The 21,287-nt window shown below is 34.1% G+C and carries 23 protein-coding genes; 8 read left to right on the top strand and 15 right to left on the bottom strand.

Translation table 11 applies throughout. The annotated features are described in order from the left end of the window. Window positions 1–70: 70 nt before the first annotated feature. Window positions 71–373 (bottom strand): DUF3276 family protein, encoded by a 303-nt coding sequence (locus Q0L29_RS01900; protein WP_296618591.1) that lies wholly within the window; start codon window positions 371–373, stop codon window positions 71–73. Window positions 374–509: 136 nt separating this feature from the next. On the opposite strand from Q0L29_RS01900, the gene Q0L29_RS01895 reads away from it, so the two are divergent. The 3 genes from Q0L29_RS01895 (at window position 510) to Q0L29_RS01885 (ending at window position 2,788) form a co-directional block, all read left to right on the top strand. Further along, entirely contained in the window at window positions 510–1,415 is a 906-nt protein-coding gene (locus tag Q0L29_RS01895) for a DUF58 domain-containing protein (RefSeq protein WP_296618589.1), read from the top strand. 75 nt (window positions 1,416–1,490) lie between these two features. After that, window positions 1,491–2,078 (top strand): riboflavin synthase, encoded by a 588-nt coding sequence (locus Q0L29_RS01890; RefSeq protein ID WP_296618588.1) that lies wholly within the window; start codon window positions 1,491–1,493, stop codon window positions 2,076–2,078. Between the two features lie 11 nt (window positions 2,079–2,089). Beyond that, window positions 2,090–2,788: a LytTR family DNA-binding domain-containing protein gene (locus Q0L29_RS01885; RefSeq protein ID WP_296618586.1), complete on the top strand. Its 699-nt coding sequence runs from the start codon at window positions 2,090–2,092 to the stop codon at window positions 2,786–2,788. On the opposite strand, the gene Q0L29_RS01880 is transcribed toward Q0L29_RS01885, so the two are convergent. The 4 genes from Q0L29_RS01880 to ribD all read right to left on the bottom strand — a co-directional run bounded on the left by Q0L29_RS01880 (window position 2,762) and on the right by ribD (window position 5,987). Further along, entirely contained in the window at window positions 2,762–3,337 is a 576-nt protein-coding gene (locus tag Q0L29_RS01880) for a phosphatase PAP2 family protein (RefSeq protein ID WP_296618585.1), read from the bottom strand. The two genes, Q0L29_RS01885 and Q0L29_RS01880, sit on opposite strands and share 27 nt — an antisense overlap. Window positions 3,338–3,391: 54 nt before the next feature. Then, window positions 3,392–4,309, bottom strand: a complete 918-nt coding sequence (gene hemF / locus Q0L29_RS01875; RefSeq protein ID WP_296618583.1) for an oxygen-dependent coproporphyrinogen oxidase — start codon at window positions 4,307–4,309, stop codon at window positions 3,392–3,394. Window positions 4,310–4,420: 111 nt separating this feature from the next. Then, window positions 4,421–4,903 carry a GAF domain-containing protein gene (locus Q0L29_RS01870; RefSeq protein WP_296618581.1) on the bottom strand — a complete coding sequence of 161 codons (483 nt, stop codon included), beginning with the start codon at window positions 4,901–4,903 and terminating at the stop codon, window positions 4,421–4,423. A 19-nt stretch (window positions 4,904–4,922) separates the two neighbouring features. Next, window positions 4,923–5,987 carry a bifunctional diaminohydroxyphosphoribosylaminopyrimidine deaminase/5-amino-6-(5-phosphoribosylamino)uracil reductase RibD gene (ribD, locus tag Q0L29_RS01865; protein WP_296618580.1) on the bottom strand — a complete coding sequence of 355 codons (1,065 nt, stop codon included), beginning with the start codon at window positions 5,985–5,987 and terminating at the stop codon, window positions 4,923–4,925. 51 nt (window positions 5,988–6,038) lie between these two features. On the opposite strand from ribD, the gene prmC reads away from it, so the two are divergent. Further along, on the top strand, window positions 6,039–6,884 hold the full coding sequence (gene prmC / locus Q0L29_RS01860; protein ID WP_296618578.1) for a peptide chain release factor N(5)-glutamine methyltransferase: 846 nt from the start codon (window positions 6,039–6,041) through the stop codon (window positions 6,882–6,884). A gap of 476 nt (window positions 6,885–7,360) precedes the next feature. Beyond that, on the top strand, window positions 7,361–8,113 hold the full coding sequence (locus tag Q0L29_RS01855; protein ID WP_296618577.1) for an SDR family NAD(P)-dependent oxidoreductase: 753 nt from the start codon (window positions 7,361–7,363) through the stop codon (window positions 8,111–8,113). A gap of 88 nt (window positions 8,114–8,201) precedes the next feature. Here Q0L29_RS01855 and Q0L29_RS01850 read toward each other — a convergent pair whose 3' ends face one another. From Q0L29_RS01850 to Q0L29_RS01840, 3 genes are all read right to left on the bottom strand, one after another. Further along, on the bottom strand, window positions 8,202–9,179 hold the full coding sequence (locus Q0L29_RS01850; protein WP_296618574.1) for a hypothetical protein: 978 nt from the start codon (window positions 9,177–9,179) through the stop codon (window positions 8,202–8,204). 39 nt (window positions 9,180–9,218) lie between these two features. Then, entirely contained in the window at window positions 9,219–9,452 is a 234-nt protein-coding gene (locus tag Q0L29_RS01845) for a DUF2007 domain-containing protein (protein WP_296618573.1), read from the bottom strand. Window positions 9,453–9,525: 73 nt separating this feature from the next. After that, on the bottom strand, window positions 9,526–10,668 hold the full coding sequence (locus Q0L29_RS01840) for a DEAD/DEAH box helicase (protein WP_296618571.1): 1,143 nt from the start codon (window positions 10,666–10,668) through the stop codon (window positions 9,526–9,528). Window positions 10,669–10,811: 143 nt separating this feature from the next. Here Q0L29_RS01840 and Q0L29_RS01835 point away from each other — a divergent pair, with 143 nt between their 5' ends. Beyond that, window positions 10,812–12,125 (top strand): DEAD/DEAH box helicase, encoded by a 1,314-nt coding sequence (locus tag Q0L29_RS01835; protein WP_296618570.1) that lies wholly within the window; start codon window positions 10,812–10,814, stop codon window positions 12,123–12,125. Between the two features lie 55 nt (window positions 12,126–12,180). On the opposite strand, the gene Q0L29_RS01830 is transcribed toward Q0L29_RS01835, so the two are convergent. Together Q0L29_RS01830 and hisB are read right to left on the bottom strand one after the other, a co-directional pair. Continuing rightward, window positions 12,181–13,515, bottom strand: coding sequence for a M24 family metallopeptidase (locus Q0L29_RS01830; protein ID WP_296618568.1), 1,335 nt, complete (start codon window positions 13,513–13,515; stop codon window positions 12,181–12,183). A gap of 106 nt (window positions 13,516–13,621) precedes the next feature. After that, on the bottom strand, window positions 13,622–14,719 hold the full coding sequence (gene hisB, locus Q0L29_RS01825; RefSeq protein ID WP_296618566.1) for a bifunctional histidinol-phosphatase/imidazoleglycerol-phosphate dehydratase HisB: 1,098 nt from the start codon (window positions 14,717–14,719) through the stop codon (window positions 13,622–13,624). A 253-nt stretch (window positions 14,720–14,972) separates the two neighbouring features. Between hisB and Q0L29_RS01820 the strand changes: the two genes are divergently transcribed. Further along, complete coding sequence (locus Q0L29_RS01820; protein ID WP_296618565.1) at window positions 14,973–16,196, top strand: MFS transporter; 1,224 nt, start codon at window positions 14,973–14,975, stop codon at window positions 16,194–16,196. 61 nt (window positions 16,197–16,257) lie between these two features. Here the strand turns inward: Q0L29_RS01820 and Q0L29_RS01815 are convergent, their stop codons facing one another. From Q0L29_RS01815 to Q0L29_RS01795, 5 genes are all read right to left on the bottom strand, one after another. Continuing rightward, window positions 16,258–16,464 (bottom strand): GDCCVxC domain-containing (seleno)protein, encoded by a 207-nt coding sequence (locus Q0L29_RS01815; RefSeq protein WP_296618564.1) that lies wholly within the window; start codon window positions 16,462–16,464, stop codon window positions 16,258–16,260. Window positions 16,465–16,491: 27 nt separating this feature from the next. After that, entirely contained in the window at window positions 16,492–17,838 is a 1,347-nt protein-coding gene (locus Q0L29_RS01810) for an NAD(P)/FAD-dependent oxidoreductase (RefSeq protein WP_296618563.1), read from the bottom strand. A 46-nt stretch (window positions 17,839–17,884) separates the two neighbouring features. Beyond that, window positions 17,885–18,517, bottom strand: coding sequence for a mercuric transport protein MerTP (merTP, locus tag Q0L29_RS01805; protein WP_296618561.1), 633 nt, complete (start codon window positions 18,515–18,517; stop codon window positions 17,885–17,887). Further along, the gene (locus tag Q0L29_RS01800; RefSeq protein WP_296618559.1) at window positions 18,514–18,891 is read right to left on the bottom strand and encodes a metalloregulator ArsR/SmtB family transcription factor; all 378 of its coding nucleotides are present in this window, start codon (window positions 18,889–18,891) and stop codon (window positions 18,514–18,516) included. The genes merTP and Q0L29_RS01800 overlap by 4 nt, the downstream gene beginning before the upstream one ends. A 217-nt stretch (window positions 18,892–19,108) precedes the next feature. Then, a complete protein-coding gene (locus Q0L29_RS01795) occupies window positions 19,109–19,627 on the bottom strand; it encodes a DinB family protein (RefSeq protein WP_296618558.1) in 519 nt (172 codons plus the stop codon). A 275-nt stretch (window positions 19,628–19,902) separates the two neighbouring features. Here Q0L29_RS01795 and Q0L29_RS01790 point away from each other — a divergent pair, with 275 nt between their 5' ends. Further along, window positions 19,903–20,799 (top strand): LysR substrate-binding domain-containing protein, encoded by an 897-nt coding sequence (locus tag Q0L29_RS01790; protein ID WP_296618557.1) that lies wholly within the window; start codon window positions 19,903–19,905, stop codon window positions 20,797–20,799. Window positions 20,800–21,287 lie beyond the last annotated feature (488 nt).

The following is a 21,287-nucleotide window of genomic DNA, read 5'->3' as shown; positions in this document are numbered from 1 at the left end:
ATAAAAAATGAAATAAAGCTCCTAGCCATAAGTAGGAGCTTTAGTATTTATAATAAAATAAGATTAAAATTTAATCCCAGCTTGAATCATCATCTTCATCTCTATCAAATTGAGTGAAGTCAAATTCAGGCATTAAATCAGTTTTGATATGTTCAACACTTTCATTCAATGCATTTACGAACTTATTAAAATCCTCTTTATACAAGAATATTTTGTGCTTCTCAAAAGTAAATCCGTCATCTTTAGGCTTTCTTTTACTTTCGGTTATAGTTAAATAATAATCGTTAGCCTTCGTTGTTCTTACATCAAAAAAATAAGTTCTCTTTCCTGCCCTTACTCTCTTTGAAAATAATTCTTCCTGTTCTCTTTCCATAAACTCTTTCACTAATCTTTCTAAATGTTGTTTTTTTATTATTTGGCTTAAATATAGTATAAACCCTTACACTTTTGCAAATTGACCTTACTAAATTGCCAAAACATAACTTTAAATAAATAAGTAAATAATATTAATGGAAATATCGTTAGAAAATCTTCCTGAAATTCCTTCTCTTGATTTATTGGCCAAACAGCTGGTGGAAGGATTTATTACGGGCATGCATAAATCTCCTTTCCATGGATTCTCTGTAGAATTTGCTGAACACAGATTATACAATACTGGGGAAAGTACTCGTCACATTGACTGGAAAGTTTATGCTAAAACAGACAGACTTTACACCAAAAGATACGATGAGGAAACCAATTTAAGAGCCTATATATTGTTGGATAATAGCTCTTCTATGTATTACCCAACGCAAAATAACGGAAAAATTAGATTTAGTATTTTAGCAGCTTCTACCTTAGCATATTTATTACAAAGACAGCGAGATGCAGTTGGCTTGATTTCCTTTTCAGATAAAATTGACGTATTTACTGAAGCTAAATCAACCAGGGCGCACCTTCAAAACATTTTCGTACATCTTCAACACATTTTAAAACAAAACCAACAACATAAAAGCACTGAAATCAGCCAAAGTCTCCATATAGTGGCTGAAAAAATTCATAAACGCTCTCTGGTAATTATTTTCAGCGATTTAATGACTAAACCTGAGCAATTAGAGGAGTTTTTCAAATCTATTCAACACATAAAACATCGCAAACATGAAGTGTTGTTTTTTCAGGTAAATGAACCAGCTACAGAGATTGACTTTGAATTGGAAGATCGGCCTTATGTAATTGAGGATTTGGAAAGTGGACAAAAAATGAAATTGAATCCGTCTCAAATCAAAGAGAATTATCATAAAAAGGTAGATGAATACTATAAGCAAATTGCTTTAAAATGCCATCAATATAAAGTGGATTTAACTAGAGTTGATATAAATGATAATATTCAAAAAGTTATGGCAGAATTTCTAATCAAAAGAAATAAAATGAATTAATCGAATTTTCATATATCTAAACTATTTAGATTAAAAGCTGTTTTTCAATCCATTTACTTTTATTAATATTACACAATGTTTACAGGAATAATAGAATCATTAGGAGAACTAAAATTAGCTGAAAAAGAAGGGACTAATTTAAAGTTGACTATCAAAAGCGATATCTCTAATGAATTAAAAATAGATCAAAGTATTTCTCATAATGGAGTTTGCCTTACAGTGACAGAGTTACATCCGAATGCACACACCGTTGTTGCTGTGAATGAAACTTTACAAAAGTCATCCATAGGAAACCTAGCTGTAGGTGATTTTGTAAATTTAGAGAGATGCATGATAATGAATGGAAGGTTAGACGGTCATATTGTTCAAGGACATGTGGACGCGAAAGGAAAATGTCTAGATATTAAGGATGAAGATGGAAGCTGGCTTTTCCAATTTTCCTATGATTCTTCAGAGAATGTATTAGTAGAAAAAGGCTCTATTTGTATAAATGGTGTGAGTCTTACATGTTTCAATGTTTCAGATGAAAAATTTAGTATAGCCATTATTCCTTATACTTTTCAGCACACTAACTTCAAAAAAATGAAAAAAAGCGATGAAGTGAACTTAGAATTCGATATAATTGGGAAATATGTGCATAAACTAATAAATAAAACTAACTAACCAACAACACTATGGCTTCAGAATTGAATTGCATGATAGTGGATGACGATCCAATATTCAGACAATATATTTCTAAACAAATCAAGGAAACTAATGGGCTAAAATTAGTTACGGAGGCTGAAAATGCCGCAACCGCTCTTGATTTATTAGAAGAACATGAGGTTGACATTATATTCCTGGATGTTCAAATGCCTGAAATGTCGGGTATTGAGTTGACGCAAAGACTAAACAATGGCTATGAAGTAATTCTAGTTACTGCCAATGATAGCTATGCAGTAGATGCTTTTGAACAAAAAGTAACAGATTATCTTGTTAAGCCATTCGAATACGAGAGGTTTGCCCAAGCCATTACAAAAGCTCAAAAAAATATTGAGGCATTTCGTAAAAAGAAAAATATTATTGAACATATCTTCATCAAAAGTGATGGTAAAATTGTTCATTTGAGATTACAAGATGTCCTTTTTGTAGAAGCCTTAGCTGATTATGTAGTCATTAATACAGAAGCGAAAAAATACATTGTACACCATACAATGAAGGGAGTTGAAAAGAAATTACCAGTTCACAGGTTTGTGCGCGTGCATCGCTCATTTATTGTAAACATTGAAAAGATAGATTATATAGAAGATTTAACCGTGCATATAAAAGCAAAATCTATTCCTATTGGTGCCTCTTACAAAGAAACTTTATACAATACCATGAATTTTCTCTAAGTGATTAGGGAAAATTCTTTTGTATAATTCATAAGTTATAACAGCTGCTAATAATCCTAATATAGCTCCCATTATAATATCTCCAGGATAATGAACTCCCACATATATTCGTGAATAAGAAACCAGTACTGCCCAAACAATCATCCATCGAACATAAACATTTCTGTAAATAAATAATAGAAAAAAAGCTAAAGCAAATGTGTTGGATGCATGACTAGAAGCAAATCCGTATTGTCCACCGCAATGTTTCACCAAATGTACCATATCCTTAATTGCTGGTTCATGACAAGGACGAAATCGTTCGAAAAAAGGCTTAAAAAAACCTGAAGCTGCCTGATCCGCCAAAGTAATTAATAAAGCAAAAGCCAAAATCATTGACCAACTCTGCCATTTCAATTTTCTAATGACAAAAAACAAAATAACTGCATATAAAGGGACCCAGATGTTTCTCCCAGTTATGGCTAACATTATTGGATCTAACCAATCGGCATGTAAACCATTAAGCCATAAAAAAAATTGCTGATCGAGTTCAATTAAGGTTTCTAGCATCTTTGAAAATTTGAGGAAAATTACTGCTTAACTTACAAATGACCTAAAAAGAACTTATAGAATATTCACCCAATCTACATCTTTCTTTAATAAAGCCATAGTTTCTTTTTCAAAATCCTTTTCTGCTTGGTAATCATAAGCCCAATTGGCCTGAGGTGGCATACTCATGAGAATAGACTCTGTCCTTCCGTTGGTTTGCAAGCCGAATTTTGTTCCTCTATCCCACACTAAATTAAACTCTACATACCTTCCTCTTCTCAAATATTGCCACTTTTTATGTTCCTCAGAGAAGTTTTTAGCCTTATTAATCTCCATTAAATGGCTGTAAACTGGTGCAAATAATTCCCCTATATCTTGTACAAAAGCAAAAATATCTTCCTTGCTGTGCTTTTCATTTTCTAAAAGTCGATCAAAGAAAATACCTCCTACCCCACGAGTTTCATCTCGGTGAGGCAAATAAAAGTAATCATCTGCCCATTTTTTGAATTTGGGATAATAGCCCATATCATGTTGATCACAAACTTTTTTAATTTCCTGATGGAAAAATTGAGCTTGAGATTTATCAATAATATGAGGTGTAAGATCTATTCCGCCACCAAACCAATATGTACCGTTGCTCAATTCAAAATAGCGCACATTCATATGAATAATGGGCACCATCGGGCTAAAAGGATGCATCACTATGGAAACGCCAGTGGCAAAAAAGTTTAAATCATCTTTTTGTTCCGCATCAATTTCCAGGGTTTTCAATAATCCTTCCGGAGCAGGTCCTTCGACAGCCGAAAAATTAACACCAGCTTTTTCTAAAATATTGCCATTTTGCAATAAACGAGATTTTCCTCCTCCGCCTTTAGTATGCCTCCATTCATCAAGCTTAAATTTTCCTTTACCATCAGTTGAAGATATTTTATCACAAATGTCAGTTTGTAGTTCCTGAAAAAAATGTCCTATAGATGCTTTATCAGTATTCATTAAAAAAGGATTATATGGATTCTAAAATTAAATTGCACTAACATGTGTCATTTGCTTCTTGTTTTCAACTCAATACAAATGATCCTCAAGTTATTGGGTAATAGGCTCTATTTATAAAAATTTAGAAACTGTTTTCATTAGTTCTTCAAGGTATTTTTGATCAGTTTCATCAAATGTATTGAGCTCATTGCTATCGATATCTAAGACCAATGCCACCTCATTATTTTTAAAAGCAGGAACTACTATCTCTGATTTGGAAGCTGAACTACAAGCAATATGTCCAGGGAAAGCTTCTACATCAGCTACTATAATGGTTTTGGCATCTGCCCAGACTGAACCACATACGCCTTTTCCTTTTTGAATGCGGGTACATGCAATAGGTCCTTGAAATGGCCCTAATACTAATTCTCCATTTTTAACTATATAAAAACCTATCCAGAAATAACCAAAAGCTTCTTTCAATGCAGCTGCTATATTGGCTAAATTAGCCACAACATCTTCTTCTCCATCCACTAAAGCATTTATTTGTGGAATTAAGGCTTTATATTTTTCCTCTTTGGATGCATTTATATCTATTAATAATGATTCTGACATTTTTATAAGATTATTAGATTTAAGATTTTAGACTATTTGTTGAATTACAGTAAATAGATAAAATATCAGTTTGATTTTTATCTAGAATATTTTCGTGGGAAACGAGCTTATGGTTTTTTAGTTCCGCTGCTTTAATTCCATTTTCAAAGCTTACAGGAGAAGTGAAAATACGAGCCTCATCCCATAAACCAGCATCAATGAAAGATTGCACAGTTTGAGCCCCGCCTTCTACCAAAACCGATTGGATTTTTTCTTCATGAAGATGACTCATCATATTATTAAGGAAATCCTTTTCATCCAATTGAACGAATATTGCTCCTAACCTTTTTGCTTTTAAATCCTTAGAATGATACAAAATGGTTTTTTGCTCACCATCAAAGATTTTTAAATCCTCACTCAGATTCAAATTATGATCAATCACTATTCGAACCGGGTTTTTACCCGACCAATCGCGAGCAGTTAGTTTTGGATCATCATATTTCACAGTATTTTTTCCAACCAATATAGCGTCAATTTCAGTACGCCATTTATGCACTAGTTGCCTAGATAAAGGGTTACTAATCCATTTGGAATCAAAATCGTCTCTTGCGATAAAACCATCAGCAGTCTGTGCCCACTTTATAACAATATATGGACGTTTTTTCTCCATAAAAGTAAAGAATGCTTTAATAATTGATAAACATTCTTGTTCTAAAACTGCAGTTCTCACTTCAATTCCTGCATTCTTTAGTATTTCAATTCCTTTTCCTGCCACTAATGGATTGGGGTCAACAGCTCCAATCACAACTTTCTTCAGTTTTTTTTCTACTAATAATTCAGCGCAAGGAGGTGTTTTTCCATAATGGGCACAAGGTTCTAAGGTGACATAAGCAGTCGCTAATTTCAGAAATTCTTCATCTTTAACAGAACGAATTGCTAAAACTTCAGCATGGGGTTCTCCAGCTTTCTGATGCCAGCCCTCTCCTATTATTTTGTCATCATAAACAATTACACAACCTACCATCGGATTAGGGCTTACTGTTGATTTACCGTAACCAGCCAATTGCAGGGCACGTTGCATAAATAATTCGTCTTGTTTACTCATCACAGGCAAAACTAAATAAAAATTCATGAACTTTGAGGAAAGGGATCTTAAATGAACAGTAAACTACTATTAGAAAAATTAATAAAATCGATATTAGAATTTGAAACTGAAGGCGAAGCAGAAGCGATTGCGTTTTTAATTCTTGAAGATATACTCCAGATTTCACGAATGGATGTAATGATGGAAAAAGAAATTGAGACCTCTGACTCCATCCATGAAAAATTAGATTCTATTCTTTCTGAACTAAGAACTGGAAAACCAATCCAGCATATTTTAGGAAAAGTAGAGTTTTATAGCAGGCAGTTTTTAGTCAACCCTAATGTTTTGATTCCTAGGAGAGAAACCGAGGAATTGGTGCACCTAATACTAGAAAACCATCCTGATTTGAGTGAACAGCTAATAGTGGATATAGGAACAGGAAGTGGTATTATTCCCATTACCATTGCAAAGGAAAGAAAACACTGCGAGGTATTTGCAGTAGATATTAGCTCTTCAGCATTGGCAACCGCCAAGAGAAATGCTAAACTTAACCATGCTAAAGTAAGCTTCCTGCAGGCTGATATATTAGAAGAAGACTTGGATTTACCTAAATCCAATATATGGATAAGCAACCCTCCTTATGTATTAGAAAAAGAGAAAGCAGAAATGGAGACTAAGGTATTTGAACATGAACCTGCAAATGCTCTTTTTGTACCAGACCATGATGCTTTGATTTTTTATGAAAGAATATCAAAGCTGGCCTTTAAACATTTAGTGCAAGGAGGAGAATTATATTTTGAAATTAATGAGCAGTTCGGGAAAGAAGTAAAAAAGCTTATGGAAGATAACGGTTTCCGAAATGTAAAAATCATGGGAGATATGCAGGGAAAGGATCGCTTTGTTTTTGGGAGGAAATGAGGCTCACATAATGCCCGGAAAACCACAGAAATAAAATAGATGTTAGCTTACCTTAATGAATCTATTACTTTCTTTCGGAAAAATCACTATATTAATTAATCCTTAATAAACAGTCTCAAAAGCCCCTTTTCTGTGAGTAATTAAATGTGAGTAAGCATTCAAAAATGGTTTGTACTTAACTTAATTAGTATTAATTTAACACTCCAATTAATTATTCAACCTTTAAACCAACTTAATGAGTTTAAAAGAATTGATCTACCAAATAAGAGGAGCTATCTATACCGTATTTAAAAAATTAGGCCTTTTGGTTAACTTCAATGTCTCAAAACTAGTTGATAGTGAAAGCTTGCTTAGAATCATTAATTAAATCAATTTAGATTATAGCAATCAATATCAATTTTTTATTTTTAGTGATTAAAAATTCTTTCTGTGTACTTCTTTGCATTCTTTGAGAGATAATATTAGAACAAAAAACAATGAAAAAAACAGCATTTATAACAGGCGCAACTTCAGGCATTGGACGTGCTACTGCCGTAATATTAGGGAAAAATGGTTTTAGAATTATTGCAACAGGAAGAAGGCAGGAACGACTTGATGAACTAATAAAGGATTTAAGCCAGCATACTGAAATTTATACACTAAACTTTGATGTTCGTGATCAAAAAGCAGTTTTAAATGCTATTGAAAGTCTTCCCAAAGAATGGCAAAACATTGATTTACTGATTAATAATGCAGGAAATGCTCATGGATTGGCATCAATAGAGAACGGTAGTATGAAAGACTGGGAAGCCATGATTGACATAAATGTAAAAGGTTTATTATACGTTTCTCAACCTATCATTCAGAAAATGATCGCTCAGAAATCCGGGCATATTATCAATATTGGATCGGTCGCAGGAAAAGAGGCTTATGCTAATGGAAACGTATATTGTGCTTCCAAACATGCAGTGGACGCATTAAACAGCTCCATGCGAATGGATTTAAATAAACATGGAATTAAAGTTTCGCAAGTTGCACCAGGTCTAGTGGAAACCGAATTCTCCTTAGTTAGATTCAAAGGCGATAAGGATCGATCTCAATCAGTATATGAAGGATTTGATGCCTTAAAAGCTGAGGATATAGCTGATTTAATTTTGTTTATGGCGACTCGACCAGCACATGTAAATTTAGCAGATGTACTAATTTTCCCAACTGCACAGGCTTCTTCCACAATGGTGAACAAGTCTTGAGGTTTGAAAGTGTTGAAGTGAATAAGTATTAAATTTTGGAGAGTTTGGATATAACCTCACCTTGATTCGAGGTTTTAGTCTCTATTCTTTAACTTAATTTATCCCTTTGAGCAATAATCTCATTAATCTTATTTTTCAAATCTTCCTTTTGAGCATAATTGAGAATGCTTCCATCTGATAATTGGGTACTCATTAGCTTAATAATTTCATCCAGTTCCTCACATGAATTAAATAATTTATCCATTAATTCCTGAGTTTTTGGGTCCGTACTTTCCATTCTTATCAAGTCTGTCAAACCCAAAATTCTTGCTAAAGGGGCTCTCAGTAAATGAGAATTTATGAAGGCATATTCTGTTAGCTGAAAGTTTCTATCTTCCAACTCTGCCGTTCTATTTTTAACCATTAAATCCAGACCGTCATTCATAGAAGTAAGCTCTTCATTGGCATGGTTAAGTTCTTCTACGGTATTTCTTAGTTCTTCTGTACGATTATTGACTAACTCTTCTAAGCTTGTTGAGTATTTTTTTAATTTTTTACTGTAATTAAATTGGATCAAAAATAAAGTCACCACTAATAAAGAAGTGATAAATTCGAAATATACTGACTTACTAAGTTCAGTATAAAAAGGAATGAAATCAGTTTCATTTAACCCTAGCAATATATTAGTTACTATAAATATAGGCATTAAAAATACGGCATAATAGATAGCGATTCCGAGTGCACAATATAAAATACTTCTAATTAAGTCGTCTGAAAATCTTCTCAAAAACAGATGATAATAAATACCAAAAAAAGCTAACCCTCCTGCATGCATCAAAATTGTAGAATAAATTGACCCCTGCTCAGGGGTGGTTAAGGCTGAAATAACCACTGCAATGATTAGGTAAAATGGATTACTAACGTAGAACACACTAATCAACAAAGGAATCTCATTCAAACTACTAATGGCAGCAGTGAAGCCTGGAATATTAAATTTCACCAAACTTAATAGTGTTGAAAGCAATCCAAATATCACACTTAATATGATATCCCTAAAATGTTGATTTTTTAAAAATTTTTTATCCAATCAGCTTAATTTTATATAAAAACTTATTCAATACGTAACTTAGCTACCCTTGTTTAAATCTTGTACTAGTGAAGTTGCTTCATCCAAATCAGAAGGGTTTACATATAACTCAACCGCATTAGGTGAAGCCCCAAAACCAGCCATTACACCAGATTTAAAATCATTTTTAACCAAAGAAGGGATTCCTATTTTGGCTAATTCAGCCCTGACCATTTCAACATTTATTTCAGAGTCAGTATAAACTTTAATCATATCTTTTTGATTCTTCTCCATATCATTAAAGATAAGGAAAATTTAGAATATTAAAATTTTAAGTAAATCACAAGCAATGTAACTTTATGATAATTTAAAAGCCCTGCAAATCAATATTCAAAACATCTTTCATCTCAATTTTTTGCTTGATTTTCTTTTGTATCACTTCAAAATGATGTTGTTCTTCAGGCGCAATTAAAGAAATGGCCTCTCCGGAATTCTCTGCTCTACCAGTCCTTCCCACTCTATGAACAAAATCTTTTGGTGAACGAGGTAATTCATAATTAATCACAAGCGGCAAAAATTCAATATCAATACCTCTGGATAAAAGGTCTGTAGTCACCAAAACATTAATTTTTCCTGCCTTAAAATCTTTTAATGATTGATTTCTAGCAAGCTGACTTTTCTTACTGTGAACTGCCAATGCCTCAACTCCATTCTTTCTTAATTTATCAGCAACTTTATCTGCAGTTGTAATTGAAGAGGTGAAAACCAATAACTGCTTTAAATCTTTAGATTTTATTAAATACCGAAGAAATGGTCCCTTTTGATTTGAATCCACTGCATAAGCTGATTGCTTAATCAATTCAATCTTTTCCTCTGCCTGCTCTAATTGAATGATGGCTGGCTGGTTTAGATAAAGGTGATTTAATTTTTGCACTTCAGGGCTTAAAGTGGCTGAAAACAAAAGCTTTTGTACTCTGCTTGGCATAAGTTTTAAAATATCATCTAGCTCCTTTTTGAAATTTGTATTTAGTAATTTATCGGCCTCATCAATCACCAACATTTCTAAACTACTTAACCTCAATGCGTTGGAAGAAATTAAATCTAACAACCTACCTGGCGTTGCAATCAAAATTTTAACCTCTCCCATAGATTGCATTTGTGGGTTTTTAGAGGTGCCGCCAAAAACTGCAAGGGTTTTACTTTGATTCCTATTAGGATCTATAAAAAGCTTAAAAACCTCTAATACTTGTTGAGCTAACTCACGAGTAGGCACTAAAATTAATACTTGTGGCTGTCGATTTATTCCTCCGTGGAAAAAATTCAGTTTAGTCAATATTGGTAAAACATAAGATAGTGTTTTACCTGAGCCAGTTTTGGCTATTCCTAATACATCCTTGCCTTCATTTACAAGGGGGATTACTTCCTCCTGAATAGGAAAAGGACTTTTAATATTCAGTTTTTCTAAAGAATTAGTAAGAGCAATTGGTAAATTAAATTTTAAAAAAGACATAAAGGAAGGGTATAAAATTAGATAGGCAAAGGTATCTAAAAATTGTATATGGAAGCACTAAACAATTAATTTTAATCCTCAGTATTTCCTTTGGTTATTATAAATCAAACCTAATTCCAGCTTTATTTCCTTAGCTTTGCAAAATGGTTCAAAAAATCAAATCACAGTCTGAGATGCTGGCCAAGCTGGGTATCAAAGGATTAAATCCTATGCAAAAAGAAGTGCTTCAAGTTCTTAAAACTTCTGAAGACACCATTCTGCTGTCCCCTACTGGAAGTGGAAAAACATTAGCCTTTTTATTGCCTATTATAGAATCGCTAGACCCTGAATGTAAAGAAATCCAGGCACTTATAATCGTTCCTTCTCGTGAATTAGCTTTGCAAATTGAACAAGTAGTGAGAGAATTGGGCAGTGGCTATAAAGCTAATGCCATTTATGGAGGAAGAGCAGGTGCAAAGGATAAAATTGACTTACAACATCCTCCTGCTATCTTAATAGGGACACCTGGTAGAATTGCTGACCATATAGAAAGGGAAAGTTTTGCTGTGAAAAATATTAAAACTTTGGTGTTGGAAGAATTTGATAAATCATTGGAAATCGGTTTTGAAAAAGAAATGAAAGCCATTATTTGGGAGCTTCCGCAAGTAAGAAGAAAAGTTTTGACTTCTGCCACGGAACCAAAATCTATTCCAGAATTCATAGGTTTACGTGACCCTTTTTATATCAATTATTTAGATGAAAAGATTAATAAGTTAAGCATTAAAGTCATAAAATCTCCTGATAAAGATAAGCTGGAAACACTAGGTCAATTAATTCAGAAATTAGATGGTCAGCCCGGTATTGTCTTTTGTAACTTTAAGGACAGTATAGAAAGAGTCAGTGAGTATTTAAATAAGCTTAATATAAACCATGGTTGCTTTTTTGGTGGTTTGGAGCAAAAAGATAGGGAGAGAGCTTTAATAAAATTCAGAAATGGTAGCTATCATTTATTATTAGCCACAGATTTAGCATCTAGAGGCCTTGACATTCCTGAAATTAAATTTATTATTCATTATCATTTACCCATAAAAGAAGATGAATTTACTCACCGAAATGGTAGAACTGCCCGTATGCATCAATCTGGGTTAGCATATGTTTTAGAAGGAGCGGAAGAAAAACTTCCTAATTTTATCCAAGCAGACTATACATCAATCCAAGAAATAGAAAATACGAATCCTGATGCAATAGAATTTCAAACGCTATTAGTTTCGGGAGGAAGAAAAGATAAAATCTCAAAAGGAGATATTGCCGGCTTATTTATGAAAGAAGGCAAGCTTCAAAAAGAAGATATTGGGGTGATTGAATTAAAATCAGATTGTGCTTTTGTAGCCATAAATGCAGCAAAGGCAAAGAATTTAGTTAAGACCCTAGATAACAGTAGATTAAAAAAGAAAAAAGTAAGGATTAAGACTATTTAAGATAAAAAGCCCAAGCGAGACGCTTGGGCTAGGTGAAAATCATTGTTAGTTAAGTTTACCTTGGAATAGCATAAATCTCTTCCTGTCTTCCATCTATATAATAGATTTCCTCTCCATCGAAAAAGGCTTCTTCTTCAAGCATAATTCGGATTTCTTTATTCCACTCTTTAATGAAAACGGCTGTGTTTAATTCTATGGAGTAAGTGGTATTAGGATATAATGGATAATCTCCACTACCTGGTACTCCTCCTTGCGAATCCCACATTCCGATTGTTGGACCTGCCGCATGACCATGATAACCTATTGGATGAGTATAAATAGTTGGCTTTAAGCCCTCTGCCTTTGCTTCTTCTAAAGCCGCTAATAACATTTCGTTTCCGGTTCTACCTGTTTTAAATTGATTGGTCAAATGATCTTGCACACTTTTTCCTTCTTCAAATGCTTTCACCAAATAATTAGGAATTCTTTCTTCTCCTGATTTCAATACATAAGCATGCTGTTGTGTATCTGTATTCAATCTTAAATAGGTGATACCAAAATCCACATGCAATAAATCTCCAGGCTGAATGATTTGCAAATCAGGTCTTTTGCTAAAGCTTCTTAAATGATCAAAACTTTCAGGATCTGCTCTCTGAACATCTACTGTCGGATGAAACCATGTTTTTAAGCCTAACCTATTGATTTCTTGTCTATACCACCAAACTAAATCATCTGTAGTGCTGACGCCCGGTGTAATTGCTTCCAAAGAAAATCCTTTGGCTATAATTTTATGCGCAATATTGCATAACTGCTCATATACTATCCTTTCTCTTTCTGTTCTCGTTTCCAGCCATCCAACTGCCAATTTCTCCGCAGAAACGACTTTTTTCTGTTGTGATTTCGATAAAGCGTCCATTAATAAATCATATTCAGATTTCACCAATCCATCGGCATGGGAAAAATCATTGGACATATTCACCCCTATTTTCTTTGGATTTTTTTCTTCAATAATTTCCGCTAATCTTTTCCATTGGTCAGCTTGAGTATCGGGATTCCAGGCTCTTTTAAAAATCTCTCCTACATCATATCGCGCTACTGCATGTGTTTGTAATTCAGCACCTTTCTCAGGCTGATAAATTACCAGCATAGTGGTTCTTCTTGCGGCCATCCAGGTAGACGGCAGCATAGTTTTGATTACAGGGTCCTCATTATATTCACTGGAAATTATCAACCACATATCAAAACCTGTCCGCTCCATAATTTCGGGAAGAACGGTCTCAAAACGTTCTTTTAAAATTTCATCCTTAAGTTTAGCCTGATCTTCCAGACTCAGAATTTCAGGATATTGAGCAAAACTACTTTGAGCAATGAAAAAAGAGATTATCAGAAAATAAATAAAATTGAATTTCATAAAGCTTAATTTATGGATAGATACATGAATACATTTATTAATGTAATTCAACATATCCTTATTTCAAATATTATTACCAAAAAACATGTTTACAAATCAAGAGGATTTACAAAGCACCTTTAGTAGAAGGCAGATCATTTAACCTACTTTCATCACGACTAACCGCCATTTTAATAGCTCTAGCCCAACCCTTAAAAATAGCTTCAATTTTATGATGTTCATTATCCCCGCTCACTTGAATATCTAAATTACATTGTGAAGCATCAGAGAAAGATTTGAAGAAATGAAAAAACATTTCAGTGGGCATATCCCCTACCATTTCTCTTTTAAATTCTGCTTTCCAGTTTATCCACGGTCTCCCCCCAAAATCTATTGCAACTTGAGCTAAAGCATCATCCATAGGCAACAAAAACCCATAGCGATAAACCCCCCTTTTATTACCTAAAGCTTGCTTAAATGCCTCTCCTAAAGCTAATGCTGTGTCTTCAATGGTGTGATGTTCGTCCACTTCCAAATCACCATTTACCTTGATAGATAAATCCAATCCTCCGTGTTTGCCTAATTGGTCAAGCATATGGTCAAAAAACTTCAATCCTGTTGAATTCTCAGCTTTTCCACTGCCATCAAGGTTTAAATTGATTTTAATATCCGTTTCATTGGTTTTACGGGAAATGGAAGCAGTTCTTAAAGGCATTACCAAATAACGAGCAATCTCTCTCCAATCTTTGGAAGTAAAAGTTGCTTCAGGTAATTCCTCACCAATAAAAATTGATTTGGCTCCCAAATTTTTAGCTAGCTCTACATCCGTTTTTCTGTCTCCAATCACATAGCTATTAGCTAGATCGTATTCATCTGAGAAATATTTTTGGAGCATACCTGTACCAGGTTTGCGAGTATTCTTTCCTTCTTTTTCAAAACTTTTATCTATATGTTGCTCAGTAAATGTTATTCCCTCAATTTCTAATTGCTTCAACATTTTATTGTGCGCAGGCCAAAAAGTATCTTCAGGATAGGAATCTGTTCCCAGACCATCCTGATTGGTTACCATCACCAATTCATAATCCGAATTCTGAGCTATAAATTGAAGAGCACTAATGGCAAAAGGCAAAAACTCCAGTTTCTCCAAAGAATCAACTTGATAATCTGTAGGCGGCTCCTGAATAATGGTACCGTCTCTATCTATAAATAATACTTTCTTTTTCATCTTTAATTAATTGAGAATCCAAAATTAAGGATTTGGAATTGATTTAAAACAGAATAGCTAAAATGATATGATGATTTATATGTTTTCTGACGATTATCAAGACCAGTTTGGCGGGCCTGGTGATAGAAAAAAGGAACGGATTTTAAAGATAATTTTATCTTCATATTTGATTCAATTATAAACTTCTATAACAATTGATACATAACTTTATTTTTGAAATGACGACTTTTGTATTTTGAATGAAGGAATTACAATGGATAATATAAAATTAGGACTTAAAGAAAACTGGAAACAGTTTACATTGTTGGTTATCGTCAATGGATTTGTTGGCGGTATGGTGGGAATGGAAAGGAGTATATTCCCACAATTTGCAGAAGTGGAGTTTGGAGTAGCATCCAAAACGGCTATTCTCACCTTTATTACTGCTTTCGGAATCAGTAAAGCATTAGCTAATTATTATACAGGCAAACTTGCCAATAAATTTGGAAGAAGAAACCTCCTGCTCTTTGGTTGGATTTTAGCAATTCCTGTCCCATTCATGCTAATTTACGCCCCTAGCTGGACATTTGTCATTTTCGCTAATGTTTTATTAGGTTTAAGCCAAGGTTTGACCTGGAGTAGTACAGTAGTAATGAAAATAGATCTAGTAGGCGAAAAAGATCGTGGATTTGCGATGGGATTAAATGAATTTGCTGGATACTTTGCCGTAGGCGTTGTAGCTTTCATCACTGGTTATGTAGCTAATGATTACGGAATCACTCCTTATCCTTTCTATATCGGTATTTTTCTTTCAATAGTCGGTTTCCTTTTAACCTTTTTCTGGGTGAAAGACACCCGTGATTTTGTTCATAAAGAAAGCAGCACGGACAAAACTGTTCAGTTAAAGAACATCTTTTTAGAAACTACTTTCAAAAACAAAACTTTGAGCTCTGTGACTCAGGCAGGTCTAATCAATAACCTAAATGATGGAATGATATGGGGCCTGTTACCCATAGTGCTCTTGTCACTGAATTTCGACAATGAAAATATTGGGATTATTACCGCTATTTACCCTACAGTTTGGGGAATTGGTCAGTTGTTTACGGGTAAAATGTCAGATCATTACTCTAAAAAAGGAATGTTATTCTGGGGGATGCTATTACAAGGTGTTGCCATATTATTTATTCCCTATAGTAGTAGTTTTGGAGTTTTAGCGAGTCTTTCTGCTATTTTAGGCTTAGGAACAGCCTTGGTTTACCCTACTTTTCTCTCAACAATTGCACAAGCCACCAGTCCGCAACAAAGAGCCGAAAGCGTAGGAACTTTCAGGCTATGGAGAGATTTAGGATATGCTTTTGGAGCCATAATTTCCGGTATTACAGCAGATTTATTTGGCGTTGAATATGCGATTTTAACGATAGCCGGGCTTACCATTATTTCATCACTAATTATAAAATTCCGTATGCCGGCTACTATAAAACAAATAAAAAGCACTTAACATAAATAAAAAGGCATCAAGTAATATTGATTTGTTTGATGCCTTTTTTACTATATTCTTATTAACAACAACTTTTATTTTGCTGAATTGGTGGACAAGGCACAGTTCCATAACTACAATATACACAGCAATCACCAGCTTTCGGTTTCATAACTGTTTTGCAGTTTTCACACTCATAAAAGAACTGACAAGCATCCGTTGGCATTTCTTCTGTTTTTTCATGTCCACAATTGGGGCATTTTATCGTTGATTCTAATATTACTTCCATTTCGATTTTATTTTAATGATTTTCAATTTATACCATATAGACTATATCCGAACTTGCAGAAGGATAGGTCAATATCATGGTTTTTATATCCTTTGAGGTAAATCCCGCTTTAATGGCCATGGCAAAAAGATTGATGACCTCTTCTGCGTGCGGCCCCGTGAGGTGTGCTCCCAAAATTTTACCACTATCTTTTTCGATAAGTGTCTTAAAAGCATAGGTTTTTTCATTGAGACGCTTGGCAGTAAACCATTCCGGGACGCTATTCTTTTTAACAATGTAATCCAGTTCTTTTTTACTAGCCTGTTTTTCAGACAATCCAACTGATGCCATAGCAGGAGAAGTAAAAACTACGGTAGGGATAGCACTATAATCCGGTTTTTTACTGTTTCCTTTTAAAATGTTGGAAGTTACAATATGGCCTTCCATCACTGCAACAGGAGTTAGAGGATAGCCCTCTGTATAAGCTGCGTCTCCAGCCGCATACACCTTAGGGTTAGATTTACTTTGCAAGTATTCATTTACAGTTATTCCTTTTTCATTGAAATCGACATTCCCTCTCTCCAAGTCAAGGTCAAAAATAGCCGGAATCCTTCCTGCTGAATTCACCACGACTTCAGCTTCCCAGCTCTTATCATTACTTTGGCCGTTACCTGATACTTTATATCCTTTGTCAGATTTTTCAATGGCTCTTACCTCTGTATTAAGTACTAAATCTATGTCTAATTCCTTGGTGGCTTTGGTGATTTCATCCACAATAAAGGGATCAAAATTTTCCAGTGGTCTTGAACCCCGATGAATAATAGTCACTTTGCTACCATAATGGGCGGCCATGTGTGCAAATTCAAACGCAATATAGCCTCCCCCAATAAAGATGAGCGATTTAGGAAGTGTTTCAAAATCTAGAAAATCAGTGCTTGTTAAAGCCAAATCGCCACCCGTAAATTCAAGTTGCCGTGCTTTAGCTCCTGTTGCAATCACAATTTTATCTGCTTCAATGATTTCATCCCCTAGCTGAAGCTGATTTTCATTAATAAAACGGGCAGAAGAGTGAAACGTATCTATGCCATTTTTTTCATACCCCTTTTCAATTTTAGGGGGTATTGCACCCACAAATTCCTGTTTGCTTTTCATAGCATCAGTCCAGGAAATTTCAGGAACGGTAGAAGTATTATTTCCTTGAAGATTAGCTGCCATATGCTTTACTTCTGCAGCAGCCAACATGATTTTCTTCGGATCGCAACCACGAAGGGCACAGGTTCCGCCATAGGGTAGTTCATCCGTGATCCCGACTTTTAATCCTTTGGAAGCACAGCGGTTGGCAATATTCATGCCCGCCATGCCTGAACCGATTACGAATACACTATATTTTTTCATCCTATTTTTTATTTAAGCAATTTCTTAAATATAAAAGTCAAAAAAATTATCTCTGACTAATTACTTTATATCCAGTGCCATTAATGACACCTTTAATTTCTTGTACAGTTACTTTTGAATTGTCATATTTCACCGTGGCATTAGCATCTTCATAGCTAGCGTCTACTTTCACTATGCCATCCAATTTATTCACGTCATTTTCAATGTGAGAAGCACAACCACTACAGGTCATTCCTTTAATTTCGAAAGTGGCAGTATTCAAATTATCACTTTCTACCACTATTGTCTGTTTTTGGTCTTGAGATGAATAGAACATATCTGCATACAAAGGAAAAGCCATCATCACCACTGCAAAAACAGTAACGAGTCCAAGAAACTTTTTGCTTTGCCAAAAATTAGGTTTTTCGTCCACATCGCAAGCGCAAGCTATTTCCTCCTCCGTTCTGGACTTTAGTTTTTGGTACCAGGCAAATGCTAAAACCAATATAGTCACTCCAATCAGATAAGGCCTTAATGGATCCAACCAAGAAAAGGTAGAGGCAATGCCGGATGCACCCGAGACCAAGGCTAAAACTGGAGTAATACAGCATAACGATGCTGCAATTGCTGATACCAATCCTGCACCCAATAGTTTATTGTTATTACCTGATTCAATATTTGAGTTTTCCTGAGAATTCATATAGTTTTACTTTGTTCATTTACTTTAACTTCCTGAAACAAGGGCTTCAAAAGCCCTAAATGTTCTTCGTTTATAGAATAAAATATCGTTTGCCCGCTTCTCTTTCCAGTAATGATATCTCGATCTTTCATTTTCCTGATATGCTGAGATATGGCAGGAATACTCATATTTAAAATATCAGATAGGTCACAGGGACATAATTGTCCTTCTTGCTCTAAGAGGTATAATATTTTTAAACGAACCTCATTCCCAGCCAGATTCAGAATACCACTTAACTTCCCAAAAGACGCTTCATTTTCCTGCAAATCTTCTTTGCATTGCTGAATCTGTACTTCATCAGCCAATACTCTTATACATGATTGATTTTTATCCATGAGTGCGTTGTTTGTGGTTTCATAACGAATGCAAAACTAATTAAGTTTATTATTTAAGCAAATTCTTAAATAAAAAAAAATAACAACTTTATTTACGCAGTGAATGTATGATCATCACTTGATTTACACCTATTATTAAAAATGCTTTGTGAATTTTAAGTACTAATCAATTAATTGACTTAAGCACCTTAATAGAAGAATATGTGTCAGACACCCATTACCATCCCACATATGTAGGTGCCTTTATATTATTCATGCGTAAATAGAAAACTGATTGCCCCATATGATGAATTATATGACTTCTGATCAAGTAGAAAATATTCTGTTTTGACATTTCAGCATCCTTAAAAATTATCTCTTCTGAAAGTGCGCTAGTTTCAGTATTTTCAATTAAAACTGATACATAATTAAAAGCTGAATCCAAAATCTCCAAAACTTGCTGTTTGTTCAGTTCATCTAGCTTGTCCTTCTTATAAAAGCTCTTAAAGTCTCCTGTGATATAATTAGTTAGAAAACTGATGTTGTCAACAATATGCAATTGCTGCTCCTTAAAACTCATACCATCTTCATAGGCTTTAAAATCATAAAGCTTTTCTGGCATTGCTTTCACAATGGCTTTAGTGTAGTTAGTGCTTCGCTCCCAAACCTTTGGAAATTCCTCTTGAAAATAACCTTGTGTTTTTCCCTCTATCGTATTGATTAAAAAAAAACTAATTAGTATACAAATTCTTGTCATATTGGATTTTTTTTATCGTAGTAAAAGTCTCCCTAAATTATCGCCTTAAAAAGCAGGAAATTTAAGGTCTGCCATTAATTAAAAGTAATTTATGAAAGATTATTTGGAATTATAGCCTGATAAATATTATCAGTTGTGCAATTTCAATTAGAATTTTAAATACAAGAGCAAAAACTTAAAGCTAGAGAATTTACAGCTATTCACTAAAAAAGCCCCATTAAATTAATAATGAGGCTTTAATTAACCACCTAAACTAAACGTAATAAATTGTTCTTATGAATTATACTATACACCAGCTACAGATATTTCTGAAAGTGGTACAAAAACTGAGCATCACGAAAGCTTCTGAAGAGCTTTTCATGTCACAGCCTGCTGTTTCTATTCAATTAAAAAACTTTCAAGATCAATTCGACATCCCCCTATATGAGATTGTTGGAAGAAAATTACACATCACTGATTTCGGAAGTGAAGTAGCACTGATTGCTGAGAGAGTAATAGAAGAATTAAACAATATAAATTATAAAACAGAAGCCTATAATGGCATTATGACTGGAAAATTAAAAATTTCTTCAGCCTCAACAGGAAAATATGTGATCCCTTTTTTCCTGGAAGAGTTCTTGTCTAAAAACCCTGGAATTGATTTGGTTTTGGATGTAACTAATAAAAGTAAGGTAATACAAAGCTTAAAAAATAATGAAATTGATTTCGCACTAGTAAGTGTTCTTCCAGACTTATTAGATGTTGAAGAAGAATTATTAATTGATAATAAATTGTATTTGGTTAGTAATGAACCAAAATCAAATGAAATGAAGCCATTAATCTACAGGGAAGAAGGCTCGGCTACAAGGAGCGCCATGGAACATTACTATGGAACACACAATTCAAAGATTAGAAAGAGATTAGAATTAACATCAAATGAGGCTGTAAAACAAGCTGTTATCGCAGGATTAGGCAATTCTATTATGCCTTTGATTGGTATAAAAAATGAACTAATAAATAAGCAATTATATATTTTAGCAGCAGAGGACTTACCAGTCAAAACAAAATGGAGGTTAATTTGGCTGAAAGGAAAAAGAATTTCACCTGTTTCTCGCGCATACCTTGATTTCATAAGGCTGCATAAAAATGATATTCTAAATGATAAATTTAAATGGTATCAAAAGTATAAGTAGTTAATATCTAACTTTGACTGAATTCGATTTAATCAATAAGATTCAAGTATTATTTGTTAAAAGACAAACTGAAAAACTTCCAAATAACTTCACCCGTTTTCCTCGGTAAAAATACATTAGTGCATTCTATTGGTGTAAGGGCAGCTTTTCATTGTTTTATGGTGTCCCAGAGAGCAGAATTAAGCATTAAATTGCCAATTTTACATTTTAATTCTAGCCTAATCATTCATACTTTTTCCAATGATGAAAAAGTATGTCAGCCAGAGGCGGACCAGCTATTGGCTGGCAAAAAATCTAGGTAAAATGATGCTACTAGCAACAATTCCCAACGCTGGCCCGCCATTTTACCCTCCAGCCCACTTTTTCGCTTAAGGCGAAATTGGGGGAATTAGCCAATAATTAACTCATCAAATAAATTCGGTCTTATTTTACCCTTATATAAATCAAAATTACCTTGTTTCTAGATAATTTTTAATTACGAGACTAAA

It is taken from the genome of Marivirga sp. (assembly GCF_024636815.1).
GTDB lineage: Bacteria > Bacteroidota > Bacteroidia > Cytophagales > Cyclobacteriaceae > Marivirga.
This window is presented reverse-complemented; position numbering and strand designations above follow the sequence as displayed.